This is a genomic window from Microbacterium sp. CPCC 204701, assembly GCF_004010105.1.
Taxonomy (GTDB): domain Bacteria; phylum Actinomycetota; class Actinomycetes; order Actinomycetales; family Microbacteriaceae; genus Microbacterium.
This window is the reverse complement of the sequence record NZ_RRYE01000053.1, coordinates 1-13058: the sequence shown is the minus strand read 5'-3', so window position 1 is coordinate 13058 and position 13058 is coordinate 1. Positions and strand designations below refer to the sequence as shown.

Annotated in this window: 9 protein-coding genes; 3 read left to right on the top strand and 6 right to left on the bottom strand. The window is 69.7% G+C overall.

Translation table 11 applies throughout. The annotated features are described in order from the left end of the window. Window positions 1-54 precede the first annotated feature (54 nt). Window positions 55-1326, bottom strand: coding sequence for an extracellular solute-binding protein (locus EIO58_RS05750; protein ID WP_127818705.1), 1272 nt, complete (start codon window positions 1324-1326; stop codon window positions 55-57). 84 nt (window positions 1327-1410) lie between these two features. Next, window positions 1411-2580 (bottom strand): ROK family transcriptional regulator, encoded by a 1170-nt coding sequence (locus tag EIO58_RS05745; protein ID WP_127818704.1) that lies wholly within the window; start codon window positions 2578-2580, stop codon window positions 1411-1413. A gap of 102 nt (window positions 2581-2682) precedes the next feature. Between EIO58_RS05745 and EIO58_RS05740 the strand changes: the two genes are divergently transcribed. Continuing rightward, window positions 2683-3165, top strand: a complete 483-nt coding sequence (locus tag EIO58_RS05740) for a hypothetical protein (protein ID WP_127818703.1) — start codon at window positions 2683-2685, stop codon at window positions 3163-3165. Window positions 3166-3287: 122 nt separating this feature from the next. Further along, window positions 3288-5243 carry a L,D-transpeptidase family protein gene (locus EIO58_RS05735; protein ID WP_240658595.1) on the top strand — a complete coding sequence of 652 codons (1956 nt, stop codon included), beginning with the start codon at window positions 3288-3290 and terminating at the stop codon, window positions 5241-5243. 68 nt (window positions 5244-5311) lie between these two features. On the opposite strand, the gene EIO58_RS05730 is transcribed toward EIO58_RS05735, so the two are convergent. Then, window positions 5312-7528, bottom strand: a complete 2217-nt coding sequence (locus EIO58_RS05730) for an NADP-dependent isocitrate dehydrogenase (protein ID WP_127818702.1) — start codon at window positions 7526-7528, stop codon at window positions 5312-5314. Between the two features lie 172 nt (window positions 7529-7700). Here EIO58_RS05730 and EIO58_RS05725 point away from each other — a divergent pair, with 172 nt between their 5' ends. Then, complete coding sequence (locus EIO58_RS05725) at window positions 7701-8153, top strand: GNAT family N-acetyltransferase (protein ID WP_127818701.1); 453 nt, start codon at window positions 7701-7703, stop codon at window positions 8151-8153. A 191-nt stretch (window positions 8154-8344) separates the two neighbouring features. Here the strand turns inward: EIO58_RS05725 and EIO58_RS05720 are convergent, their stop codons facing one another. The 3 genes from EIO58_RS05720 to EIO58_RS05710 all read right to left on the bottom strand — a co-directional run bounded on the left by EIO58_RS05720 (window position 8345) and on the right by EIO58_RS05710 (window position 12890). After that, window positions 8345-10159, bottom strand: a complete 1815-nt coding sequence (locus tag EIO58_RS05720; protein WP_127818700.1) for an ABC transporter ATP-binding protein — start codon at window positions 10157-10159, stop codon at window positions 8345-8347. After that, on the bottom strand, window positions 10156-11979 hold the full coding sequence (locus EIO58_RS05715) for an ABC transporter ATP-binding protein (protein WP_127818699.1): 1824 nt from the start codon (window positions 11977-11979) through the stop codon (window positions 10156-10158). The genes EIO58_RS05720 and EIO58_RS05715 overlap by 4 nt, the downstream gene beginning before the upstream one ends. A 350-nt stretch (window positions 11980-12329) precedes the next feature. Beyond that, the gene (locus tag EIO58_RS05710; protein WP_127818698.1) at window positions 12330-12890 is read right to left on the bottom strand and encodes a methylated-DNA--[protein]-cysteine S-methyltransferase; all 561 of its coding nucleotides are present in this window, start codon (window positions 12888-12890) and stop codon (window positions 12330-12332) included. Between the last annotated feature and the right edge of the window lie 168 nt (window positions 12891-13058).

The following is a 13058-nucleotide window of genomic DNA, read 5'->3' as shown; positions in this document are numbered from 1 at the left end:
CGGTCGGGCATGGGACGGGGTGCCCCGCATCGCGAGGCACCCCGTCGGACGGCATCAGCCGTTGAGGATCGACTCGATCTGCTCGTCGGCAGCGGCCGCGAGCTCGGCGATGTTGCCGCCGTTCGCGATGTTGACGAACAGGTCCTGCATGATGCCCTGCGCCTCGACGTCGGCCCAGTTCGGCGACGCGGGGGTCAGCTTCGCGTTGGCTGCGGCCTCGGCGATGACGGTGGCGAGCTCGGGCGTGGCCGCCGCGACCTCTCCGCCGAGCGACACGAGAGCCGGCACGAGGCCGTTCTCGGCGAGGATCGTCTGGTACTCGTCGCTCAGCATGATCTCGAGGGCGCTCTTGGCGAGGTCGGGGTTCGCCGACTTCGCCGCGATGCCGACGTTCGAGCCGCCGGCGAACACCTGGGCGGCGCCCCCGTCCATGCCCGGGAGGGCGAAGTAGCCGGTGGTCTCGGCGACCGCCGTGGGCTGCTGGTCCTCATCGGCCACGATCGACCAGTACGCCCAGCTCGGTGCCGAGTACGTCGCGGACTGCTCGGTGCGGAACGGCACCCAGCCGTCGGCCTCGTCGCCGTCCTTCGCGGCGAGCGACGCCTCGGTCATGAGCTCCTGCACCTGCGCAAGACCGGCGAGGGACTCGTCGCTCGAGAGCTGCGCGTCCCACTCGTCGCCGTCCTGGACGGCGATCTCGCCGCCGTTCTCCCAGATGAAGGGCAGCGCGTTGTACCAGTCCTTGCCCGGGAAGTACACGCCCGAGACCCCCGGCAGCGCGCCCGCGAGCGCGACGCCGTTCGAGACGTACTCGTCGAGCGTGGTCGGCACCGCGACGCCGGCCTGCTCGTACATCGCGGTGTTGTAGAACACCACGCGCGCGCCCGAGTAGTACGGAGCGGCGTAGAGGGTGTCATCCCACGTGCCGGCCTGCACGAAGCCGGGGAGCAGGTCGTCGCCGCCGAGATCCTCGGAGATGTCGGCGAGGCTCAGCAACGCCCCGCTCGACGTGAAGGCCGGGGCCTGCGTGTTGCCCATCTCCACGATGTCGGGGCTGTCGTTGGACGACAGGCTCGTGGTGAGCTTGTCGACGAGGCCGGTCCACTGCTGCTCCTCGATGACGAGCGTCGAGCCGGGGTTCTCCTCCTCGAACGTCTCCTTGAGGTAGTCGCGGGCATCCTGCGGCGTGTCGGTGCCGACCAGCCAGACGCGGATCTCCGCGCCCTCGGCGTCGTTCGAGCCCGCGCCGTCGCCGCTGCCGCCGCAGCCGGCGAGGAGAAGCGCCGATGCGCCCAGGAGCGCCACAGCTCCAAGCGTCTTCTTCATTTGTCTTCCTCTGTGTTCTCTCGGTGTCGGGTGAGCCGGGTGGCCCATCCGGGGGGGTGGTGGTTGAGGTGCGGCGCGTGCGCGCTACGACACCCCGAGTTGTCCCGACAGGACCATGACGGCTGCGCCGCGCAGGACGATGTCTTGGCCTTGCGCCGTCATCCGCACGCGCACACCGTCGTCGTGAGACGGGGCGAGGGTACGTGCGCGGAGCGTCTCGACGGCCTGATCCGCGAGGGAGCCGCCGAGAAGTTCAGTGGGGCCGGAGAGCACGATCTCCGACACGTCGAGGGTGCCCACGACCGGGGCGAGGGCGATGCCCAGGCGCTCCCCCGCGTCCCGCAGCACGCCCTCTCGGGCGGCGGGATCGGATGCCTCGGCGAGGCGCGACGTCAGCGAGGGCACCGACAACCACGCCTCGAGGCATCCCACCTTGCCGCACGCGCAGCGTGGGCCACCGTCGGTGCCGACGGTGACGTGGCCGATCTCGCCGGCAGCGAATCGGCTTCCGCGCATCGGCTGCCCGGCCAGGAGCAGGCCCGAGCCGACGCCCCGCCCCACCTTGACGAGCAGGACGTCGTCGGGGGCGCCGCCGAACGTGTATTCGGCGAGCACCGCCGCGTTGGCGTCGTTGGCGACGAGGACCGGCAGGTCGAGGGCGCGGCGGAGCGCCGTCTCGAGGTCGAAGCCGGCCCAGCCGAAGTTCGGCGCGGTGACGATGACTCCGTGGTCGTCGACGACGCCGGGGGTCCCCACTCCGATGCCGAGCACGGGTGCATGCGAGTCGGCGACGAGGGCGCGCGCCAGCTCGACCACCGTCGCGACGAGGTCGTCGGCGCCGGGCAGCGCGACCTCGCGCCGAGCGACGATGTTGCCGTCGAGGGTCAGCACGGCGCCGATGAAGGTGTCGCTGCCCGACAGGTCGAGACCCACGATGCGGTGGCCGCTCCGATCGAGGTCGACCAGGATCGCGGGCTTGCCGGGTCCGGATGACTCGCGGACTCCGATCTCGGCGACGAATCCATCGGCGATCAGCTCGGCGACGAGGTCCGAGATCGTGACACGGGTCAGCCCGGTCTCACGCGAGAGATCTGCGCGGCTCATCGCGCCCTGATGGAACAGGGTCTGCAGCACCAGCGCGCGGTTGTGCCCGCGAGCGTGCTCGGGCAAGACCTTGGCGCCCTGACGGAGCGTGCGGCCGGGGGCGAACGCACGGGCGTTCGCCGTGGAGGTCTGCGGCGCATCGATGGGCATGTTTGTTAGTAGACCTTACGAACAAACAATCCGCAAGTCGTTTCCTGCACATCGCGTGGGAACTTTACGAACCTGTGACAATCGCGGGCCTACAGTGAGGGCATGCGAACGACTCTCCTGAACCGCGGGCTCGCTGCTGTCGCGATCACCGCCATCGCCCTCCTCGGCATGACGGCCTGCACGGGCACTCCGATCTCGTCCTCGAACGGCTCTACGTCGTCGAGCGAGAGCGCGCCGCCCGCCGAGGAGTCAGGCAGCGGCCAGACGGTTGCTGAGGCGTGCGCCCTCATCGAAGACACGATGAACCAGGCCATGCAGGAATACGAGAACATGTCCGTCGAGGATCCCGCCGCCCTGATCGCGGCCATGGACGCCGCGGTGCAGAGCCTCTCCGACGCATCCGCCCAGGTGACGAACGAAGAGGTCGGCGCTCTGATGCCCTCGCTGCAGGAGATGTTCCAGACCCTCGCGGACGCCTTCACCGCACTCGCGGACGGCGACATGTCGAAGCTCACCGAGCTGGAGGGCGTCACAGCCGAGTTCCAGCAGACGGCGACGCGGTTCCAAGAGCTCTGCGCACCGTAACCGCGACCTCGACCCGATTCCTGCCATGACCGGCGTTTGATCGCGTGACCAGGCTGTGACCCATCGCGCAGCGCGTGTCCCTTACCATTGTCAAAGCGTTGCTCACTGTCGGGGGGTGAAGCGTGACGAATCTGGCGACCGAGCCACATGCCGATGAGGCTTCCGAAGGCAAGCCTGTCGAGCCCATCGGAGAATCCGTCGACCCTGCCGAAGGCGGCGACGAGATGCCCCTCGAAGACGAGGCGGACGCCGATGTCGCCGACGCTGAGAGCGGCGAGGTCGTCGACGCCGACGCCGAGGAGGCCGCAGTCGCTGAGGCCGGGGCCGAGGAGATCGCCGACACCGAAGACGCCGAGGTCGCCGAGACCGGGGCCGACGCCGAGGAGATCGCCGACACCGAAGAAGCCGACACCGAAGACGCCGAGGCCGGCGACGCCGAGGCCGACGACGTGGATGACCTCGAGGTCGAACGGAACGGCGACACCTCAGACGCAGACGTAGACGACCTCGACGCGCCCGACGACGCAGAGCACGACACGACCGACGCCGACACCATCGCCGTCCGCGCGGTCGGCGGCGCGCCCACCGCGGTCATCGCTCCCGGCGATGAGGCGGCCGCTGCGGCGGCATTCACCGCGACGGCGACCGCGACTCTCTCCCCCGCCATCGAGGACGCGCCGACGGATGCCGGTGCGCCGGTCTACGCGTGGGCCGACCCCGAGCAGAAGCCCAAGAAGAAGCGCACCGCGCTGTGGATCAGCGCCGCAGCCGCTGTCGCGGTCGTCGGGCTCGTGGCCGCGTCGCTCGTCCTGATCGCCCCGGGGACGTCGGTCGCCGGCGTGCCGGTCGGATGGCTCACACCTGGCGCCGCCGCCGATGCGATCGACCAGCGCCTCGCCGAGACGACCGTCGTCATCGTCGGCGAGGACGGCGGGATCGAGGTCACCGGCGCCGAGCTCGGTGCGACGATCGATGCCGAGGCCCTCGCCGCCGCGGCGTTCGCCGAGCACCCGATGTGGAACCCCACCGCCTGGTTCGCCCCTCCCGTCGATGCCGCCGTCGAACTCGACCCGGTCGCCGCAACCGAGGCGCTGCGCACCGCGATGCCCGAGGTGTACACCGACCCCATCGACGCCGCGGTCACGTTCGACGCCGCGTCGGCCTCGTACGTCACGACGCCGGCGACCCTCGGCACCGGCATCGACGTGGCGACCGTCCAGTCCGCCCTGCAGGAGGCGTTCGAGGCCGGGCAGACCAGCATCGAGATCGAGCCCGTGACCGCCGACGTGCCCGCGGGCATCTCCACCGAAGCGGCCGACGCGACTGTCGCGCAGCTGAACGGCATGCTCGACACCGTCGGCTTCTACGTCGGCGAGGAGCGCACTGTTCCCGTCGACCGCACCGCCGCGGCATCCTGGCTCACCGTCACCCCCGGCGACGGCGAGTTCGAGATCACCGCCGACCCGGCTGCCATCCAGCCGGTCGTCGAGACGCTCGCTCCCGCCGTCAACCGCGCGCCTGAGAACGCGCGCGTCATCACCGACAGCGCGGGCAAGGTCCTGCGCGAGGAATCCGCCGGCCAGAGCGGGCGCGAACTGGGCGACACGTCGGACGTCGCCTCCGACTTCGCCGCACAGCTCGCGAACGGCAACGCGATCTACGGACTCCCGGTCACCGAGGTGCCCGTCACGACCGTCTCGATCGCCCGTCGCATCGAGGTCGACCTCGGCGCCCAGCGCACGTATCTGTTCGAGAACGGCAACGTCGTGCAGTCGTACGCGATCTCGTCAGGGCTTCCGGGCACGCCGACTCCCACGGGGAGCTTTCGCGTGTTCGCACACACTGCCGAGCAGGACCTGGGTGCCCTCTGCTACGACCCCACTCGCACTGACAGCTACTGCACCAAGGACGTGAAGTGGCTCACGTGGTTCGCCCCCGACATCGCTTTCCACGGCACGTACTGGCACAACAATTTCGGCAACCGCATGAGCCACGGCTGCGTCAACATGCCCAACAACGTCGCCGAGTTCGTCTACCGCTGGGCCCCCGTTGGAACCGAGGTCTGGGTCCACGGCTGACACGTGTCGCACAGAAGAAGAGCGGATGCCCCGGCCCGGGGCATCCGCTCTTCGTCTTCGTGCGGTGATCATCCGACCGAGTCGATGATCCCGTTGAAGGTCGCGGACGGGCGCATGACATTCGTCACGAGTTCGGTGTCGGGGCGGTAGTAGCCGCCGATGTCGACGGGCGAGCCCTGCACCGCGATGAGCTCGTCGACGATCCGCTGCTCGTTCGCCGCCAGCGCCCCGGCCACGGGCGCGAACGCCGCCGCGAGCTCGGGGTCGGCCTGCTGCTGCGCGAGCTCCTGCGTCCAGTACAGAGCCAGGTAGAAGTGGCTGCCGCGGTTGTCGATGGTGCCGAGCGCGCGGCCCGGGGACTTGTCGTTCTCGAGGAAGGTGCCGGTCGCGGCATCCAGCGTGTCGGCCAGCACCTGCGCCTTGACGTTGCCGGTGAAGTCGGCCAGGTGCTCGAGCGACGCAGCGAGCGCGAAGAACTCGCCGAGCGAGTCCCAGCGCAGATAGTCCTCGGCGACGAGCTGCTGCACGTGCTTGGGGGCCGAGCCGCCCGCGCCGGTCTCGAACAGGCCGCCGCCGGCGAGCAGCGGCACGATCGAGAGCATCTTCGCCGACGTGCCGACCTCGAGGATCGGGAACAGGTCGGTGAGGTAGTCGCGCAGCACGTTGCCGGTGACCGAGATGGTGTCCTCGCCCTTGCGCAGACGGTCCAGCGAATACTGGGTCGCCGCGGCGGGAGCGAGGATCTCGATCGTGAGGCCCTCGGTGTCGTGGTCGGCGAGGTACTCCGTGACCTTCGCGATCAGCGTGGCGTCGTGCGAGCGGTTCTCGTCGAGCCAGAACACCGCCGGCGCGCCCGTGGCGCGAGCGCGCGTGACCGCGAGCTTCACCCAATCGCGGATGGCGATGTCTCTGGTCTGCGTCGCGCGCCAGATGTCGCCCGGCTGCACGGTGTGCTCGAGCAGCACGCTGCCCGCCGAGTTCAGCACCTGCACGGTGCCGGCTGCCGCGATCTCGAACGTCTTGTCGTGGCTGCCGTACTCCTCGGCGGCCTGCGCCATGAGACCGACGTTCGGGACGGTGCCGATGGTCGCCGGGTCGAGCGGGCCGTGTGCGAGGACGTCGTCGATGACGGTCTGGTACACGCCCGCGTACGAGGAGTCGGGGATCACGGCGACCGTGTCGTCTTCGCCGCCGTCTGCGCCCCACAGCTTGCCGCCGTTGCGGATGAGAGCAGGCATCGACGCGTCGACGATGACATCCGACGGCACGTGCAGGTTCGTGATGCCCTTGTCGGAGTTGACGTACGAGAGGCGGGGGCTGTCGGTCGCGGCGGCGAACGCCTCGGCGATCTCGGCGCCGCCGTCGATCTCGCCCAGACCGGCGAGGATGGCGCCGAGCCCGTCGTTCGGGGTCAGCCCTGCCTCGGCGATCTTGTCGCCGTACCGGTCGAACACATCGGCGTAGTACGTCTTCACGACGTGCCCGAAGATGATCGGGTCGCTGACCTTCATCATGGTGGCCTTGAGGTGCACGGAGTACAGCACGCCGTCGGAGGTCGCCTGCTCGATCGTCTCGGCGAGGAACGAGTCGAGAGCCTGCGCCGACAGGAAGGTCGCGTCGACGATCTCGCCGGGGAGGACCTTCAGGCCCGTCTTGAGCGGAGTGGTGGTCCCGTCCGCGGCGACATGCTGGATCGTGAGCACGTCGTCGCCCTCGATGACCGTGGTCTGCTCGTTCGACTTGAAGTCGTCGTGACCGAGCGTAGCGACGCGCGTCTTCGAGCCCTCGGCGAAGGGCTTGTTGCGGTGCGGGTGCTTGCGCGCGTAGTTCTTGACCGACAGCGGGGCGCGGCGGTCGCTGTTGCCCTCGCGGAGCACCGGGTTCACGGCCGACCCCTTGATGCGGTCGTAGCGCGCGCGGACGTCCCTTGTTTCGAGCGTCTCTGCCTCGTCCGGGTAGTCGGGGATGTCGTACCCCTGCGACTGCAGCTCGGCGATCGCGGCCTTCAGCTGCGGGATCGAGGCCGAGATGTTCGGCAGCTTGATGATGTTCGCCTCGGGCAGCGTCGCGAGGCCGCCGAGTTCGGCGAGCGCATCGGACACCTGCTGCTCCGGGCTGAGGTTCTGCGGGAACGCCGCGAGGATCCGGCCGGCGAGCGAGATGTCGCGCGTCTCCACGTCCACCCCCGCCTGACGGGTCACGGCCTGCACGATCGGCAGGAACGATGCGGTCGCGAGAGCCGGAGCCTCGTCGGTGTAGGTGTAGATGATGGTCGAGTCGGTCACCAATTGCGTCCTTCGTACGGGTCGGCCCTCAGCCTATCGCACCGGCATCCGCAGATATCTCGACGTCAAGATACCTTCCGCCGTCGTGCAGCGTGCTTTCGCGTATGAACGCCGTGTTAATCCCCCGAACCCGACGATGCCGGATGCCGTCATCCCGGCTAGCCTGGGGCGTATGGCCGACCTGCGACTTGTCGAACTGTCCGCTGCGACGATCGTGGCGGTCAACAATCTGTCGCTCAAACCCGGGCAGGAGGAGTACCTCTCCCCGGTGAGCTACGGCATCGCCGCGACGGTGGTGAACCCGCAGACGACCTGGCAGCGCGTCGTCCTCGACGGCGACGAGGTCGTCGGATTCGTGAGCGGCAACTTCGACCCCGACGCGCCCCAGGAGCACTTCCGCTCCGTGCTGTGGCGCATCAACGTCGACGCCGACGACCAGGGCCGCGGCATCGGACGTTTCGCGGTGACGGGGCTGCTCGAAGAGGCGAGGAATCGCGGCATGGACCACGTGAACGTCCTCTACGAGGCGGGTGAGGGCGGTCCCCAGGCGTTCTTCGAACGCGTAGGCTTCACGCCGGTCGGTGAGACGGAGTACGGTGAAGTCATAGCGGAGATCCGCCTGTAGTCACCGACGCATGCGACCCCCGAGATCCACGTCGCGGAGCGCCCTGTTGGGGCTCTCGAGACCGGCGGCGGGGCCTCGAATACCCCTCCCCCATCGAGGCCTCGTCGCCCTCCTCTCCCGGGCGCTGCGCCTGAGAACGGCGGATGCCCCGACCGCCGCACGAACGCGGGGCGGGGCTTCTGCCGGGTGGGTCAGACGAGCGACTCGCGCCAGGCGGCGTGCAGTCTCGCGAACTTCCCGTCACCGCCGATGAGGGCCTCGGGGGCGTCGTCCTCGATGATGCGGCCGTGCTCCATCACCAGCACGCGGTCGGCGATCGCCACCGTCGACAGGCGGTGCGCGATGATGATCGCGGTGCGGTCGGCCAGCAGCGTCTGCAGCGCGTCCTGGATCTGACGCTCGCTCGGGATGTCGAGCGAGGCCGTCGCCTCGTCGAGGATCAGCACCGCCGGGTCGGCGAGGAAGGCCCGCGCGAACGAGATGAGCTGACGCTGCCCCGCCGACACGCGCCCGCCGCGCTTGTTGACGTCGGTGTGATAGCCGTCCGGAAGGCGCTCGATGAAGGCATCCGCCCCCACCGCGCGAGCGGCGGCCTCGATCTCGTCGAGCGTCGCGTCGGGCTTGCCGAGCGCGATGTTGTCGGCGACGGTCCCGCTGAACAGGTACGCCTCCTGCGTGACCATGACGATCGCGCGCCGCAGGTCCTTCGGGTGCAGGCGCCGCAGGTCGACGCCGTCGAGCGTCACCGCGCCGCGGGTCGGGTCATAGAACCGCGACACGAGCTTGGCGAGCGTCGACTTGCCGGCGCCCGTCGTGCCGACGAGCGCGATCGTCTGACCGGCGGGGATGTCGAGTGAGAAGTCCGGCAGGATGATGCGGTCCTTCGAGTACCCGAACAGCACGTCGTCGAACCGGATGTTGCCCCGCGCGGTCCACAGGTCGACCGGGTCGGTCGGGTCCGGAACGGTCGGTTCCTCCTCGAGCACGCCCGACACCTTCTCGAGCGCCGCCGTGGCGGATTGGTACGAGTTCAGGAAGAACGCGACCTCCTGCAGCGGCGAGAAGAAGTTGCGCACGTACAGCACGGCCGCCAGCAGCACGCCGATGTCGAGCGCGCCGTCGGCGACGCGGATGCCACCCCACGCGATCACGAGCGCGAGCGTGACGGATGCCACGGCCATGAGTCCCGGCTCGAACGTGCCGAACAGGCGGATCGAGCGCATGTTCACATCGCGGTAGTCCAGCGCGAGGTCGCCGAACTCGTCGTCGTTGCGCTGCTCCTTGCGGAACGCCTTCACGGCGCGAATGCCCGTCATCGTCTCGACGAACTTGACGATCACCTTGGCGCTCACCACGCGCGACTCGCGGTACACCAACTGCGAGCGCGTGTAGAACCAGCGCATCAGCAGGAACAGCGGCAGGCCCATCACGATCAGGATCACGCCCGACTGCCAGTCCACGATCAGCAGTGCGATGAGCGTGAACCCGCCGTAGAGGATGCCCGAGACGAGCTCGTTGAGCCCGCCGTCCAGCAGCTCGCGGATCGTGTCGAGGTCGCTCGTCTGGCGCGAGATGATGCGCCCCGACGTGTACGACTCGTGGAACTCCAGGCTCAGCCTCTGCGTGTGCACGAAGATGCGCTTGCGCAGGTCGAGCATGATCGCCTGCGTCAGGCGCGCCGCCACCACCACGTACCACCCGATGAGGGCGGCGCCGCCGATCGCGGTGAGCAGATACACGGCCACGACGCCGATCGTCGGCATCCAGTCCATGCGATCGACCACTGCCGGAAGGGCGCTGTCGATGCCATAGGCGATCAGGGCGGGACCGGCCACGCGCAGCACGGTCGACACGACCAGCACGACCCCCGCGAGGATCAGCTGGCCGCGCACCGGCGAGACGAGCGAGCCGAGCAGGCGAAGCGAGCGCTTGCGGATCGCCCTGCTCTCGGCGCGCGTGTAGTCGGAGCGGTCTTCGCCGCTGGTTCCGGTGACGGTCGTGCTCACAGGTTCACCTCCCTCTCCCGCAGGCGGGCTTCCTCGACCTCGAGGCTCGAGATCACGTGTCGGTAGTGCTCGCTGGTGCGCAGCAGCTCGGAGTGCGTGCCGACCGCCGTGACGCGGCCGGCCTCGAGCAGCGCCACCCGGTCTGCCAGCATGACCGTCGACGGGCGGTGCGCGACCACGAGGGCCGTGGTCTCGTGCAGCACCTCGCGCAGCGCGTCTTCGACGAGGGCCTCGGTGTCGACGTCGAGCGCCGACAGCGGGTCGTCGAGCACGAGCACCGCGGGGCGTGCGGCGACGGCCCGCGCGAGGGCGAGGCGCTGGCGCTGGCCGCCCGACAGCGACAGACCCTCTTCGCCGATGACCGTGTCGACGCCGTCGGGCAGGTCGTCGACGAATCCCGCCTGTGCGACGCCGAGCGCTTCGCGCAGCACCGCCTCGGCCTCGGGACTGCCGGGCGCCAGGTCCTCTCGGCCGAGCAGCACGTTGTCGCGGACGGTCTGCGAGAACAGCGTCGCGTCTTCGAAGGCCATGCCGATGTGGCGGCGCAGCTCGGTGAGGGAGAGGTCGCGCACGTCGACACCATCGAGGGTCACGCGGCCGCCGGTCACGTCGTACAGGCGCGTCGGCAGCGTCGTCAGCGTGGTCTTGCCCGACCCGGTGAGGCCCACCAGCGCCATCGTCTCGCCCGGCCGCAGCGCGAGGTCGACGCCGTCGAGCAGGTCGCGTTCGCGGCTCGCGGCATCCTGATACCGGAAGTGCACGCCCTCGAACGCGAGCTCACCGCGCGCCCGCTCGATCGTCTTCGGGTGGGCGGGGTCGACGATGGTGTTCTCCTCGTCGAAGACCTCGAAGATGCGGTCGGTCGCGGTGCGTGCGTCGAGCGTGAACGAGAACAGGAAGCCGATCGACTCCATCGGCCAGCGCAGCACGGTCGCCATCGCGAAGAACGCGAGGAGCTCAGGCGGGTCCACCTCGCCCAGCGCAGCGAGATAGATGCCGGCGCCGAGGCACAGCGCGAACGCGATGTCGGGCAGGAGCACCAGCCAGAACCAGATCCAGCCGATGGCGCGCGCCTTGCTCAGCTCGGTCTCGCGCAGTGTCTCGGCCTGCCGCGTGAACTTCTGCAGCGCGTGCTTGCCGCGGCCGAACGCCTTCAGCACGCGGATGCCGTGGACGCTCTCTTCAACGGAAGTGGCGAGGTCGCCGGCCTGGTCCTGAGACTGTCGCGCGAGCGTGCCGTAGGTCTTCTCGAACCGGTAGCCCGCGTACCACAGCGGCGCGGACGTCACCAGGAAGATCGCGCCGAGCAGCCAGTGCCAGCGGAAGAGCAGCACGCTGCCCACGGCGATCGTGATGACATTGACGACCAGCAGCACGAGGCCGAAGGCCAGCCAACGACGCAGCATGCTGATGTCCTGCATCATGCGACTGAGCAGCTGCCCCGACTGCCACCGATCGTGGAACGCGACGGGCAGTCGCTGCAGCCGCGAGTAGAAGCTCTGGCGCAGCTCGTACTCGACCATCGTCGCGGGGCCGAGGACGAACCAGCGTCGCAGCCACACCATGGCGGCCTCGGCGAGGCCCAGCGCGAGGATGGCGGCGGCACCCCACCCGATCACGGCGATGTCACCGGAGGCGATGGGGCCGCGCACGATGGCCTCGAGCACGAGCGGGATGCCGAGCGCGAGGAGGCTCGCGGCGAGCGCGCTGGCGGCGCCGAGCGTGAGCCGCGACAGCACGGGCTTCGCAAAGGGAAGGAGCCTCGCGAGGGCTCTGAGAGTGGACGGTTCGGACCGTGGCGAGTCGGCAGTGGTGGTCATGATCCTTGTGGGAAGTGGTGCGGATGACCCGAACCGGGTCGTGTTCAGACGAGCTCGACGGCCGGGTTCCGGTGCGACGGGCGAGCAGGAGCGGAGGCGAAGCGCCTTCGGTGTGAGCAACGCTCAACGCGAAGACGGTATGCCGAGGCCGGCGGAGCCGGCACGGGCGAATGGGCGGGTTATCCCTGAATGCGCGGACGCGGCAGCCCGAGTGCGGGACGCGGCGCAGCGGCACGGAGGACGAATGCGGTCTTCGCGGCGACGGCGGCCTGATACATTGCTTCCTCCTTGGGCTGGGCGGATAGGGCTGCACGCGCCGCCTAATTGATGCGGTGCGACAGCCCTCCAGCCTATACCTGGGAGTTCGCTGAACGCAAGAGCGAGTTCGGTGCCGCCCCCGGGCCGACGCCCGACTCGCGAGCGAGGAGGCTCTGCTTGACCTCGAGGCCCCACGCGAATCCGCCCAGCGCTCCCCCGGTGCGCAGCACCCGGTGGCAGGGCACGAAGAGGGCAGGCGCGTTGCGCGCACAGATGGATGCCGCCGCGCGCACGGCGTTCGGCGAGCCCAGCTCTGCGGCCAGCTCCGAGTACGTGAGGGGACGACTGGGCGCGATGCGACGCAGCGCCTTCCAGCCGGAGAGCTGCATCGTCGTCCCGCGCTGCGACACCGGGATGCCGTCGATCGCGCCGATCTCGCCCTCGTAGTACGCCGCGACCGCGGCCGCGGCATCCGTCGTCTGACCGACGGGAACGAGACGCACCGTCGCGGGCCGGTCGGCGGCGCGCAGGCGCCCCAGGACGCGGTCGGCGTCGTCGGTCCAGCCCGACGCGAGCACCCGGCCCTCGTCGTCGGCGAGGAGCGTGAACGCGCCGTCGGGGGTGTCGACGGTCTGAATGGTCGCGGTGCTCATGGGGTCTCTCCTCCATCGGATCGGGTGCGTCTGCGGGATTCCGCGGCTCTGGGCGGCACCGCGCGCCACAGGTGCGCGGTGAGATAGCTGCGCCACGGCGCGGTGCGCTCCGCCCAATGGGTCAGCGCCCGCGGCTCGGGCGCCGCCCCGATCGCGGCGGCGCCTGCG

What these genes read in the sequence shown, in the direction of transcription:
- EIO58_RS05750 (WP_127818705.1), bottom strand. Translation starts at nt 1,326, where the DNA reads ATGAAGAAGACGCTTGGAGCTGTGGCGCTCCTGGGCGCATCGGCGCTT.
- EIO58_RS05745 (WP_127818704.1), bottom strand. Translation starts at nt 2,580, where the DNA reads ATGCCCATCGATGCGCCGCAGACCTCCACGGCGAACGCCCGTGCGTTC.
- EIO58_RS05740 (WP_127818703.1), top strand. Translation starts at nt 2,683, where the DNA reads ATGCGAACGACTCTCCTGAACCGCGGGCTCGCTGCTGTCGCGATCACC.
- EIO58_RS05725 (WP_127818701.1), top strand. Translation starts at nt 7,701, where the DNA reads ATGGCCGACCTGCGACTTGTCGAACTGTCCGCTGCGACGATCGTGGCG.
- EIO58_RS05715 (WP_127818699.1), bottom strand. Translation starts at nt 11,979, where the DNA reads ATGACCACCACTGCCGACTCGCCACGGTCCGAACCGTCCACTCTCAGA.
- EIO58_RS05710 (WP_127818698.1), bottom strand. Translation starts at nt 12,890, where the DNA reads ATGAGCACCGCGACCATTCAGACCGTCGACACCCCCGACGGCGCGTTC.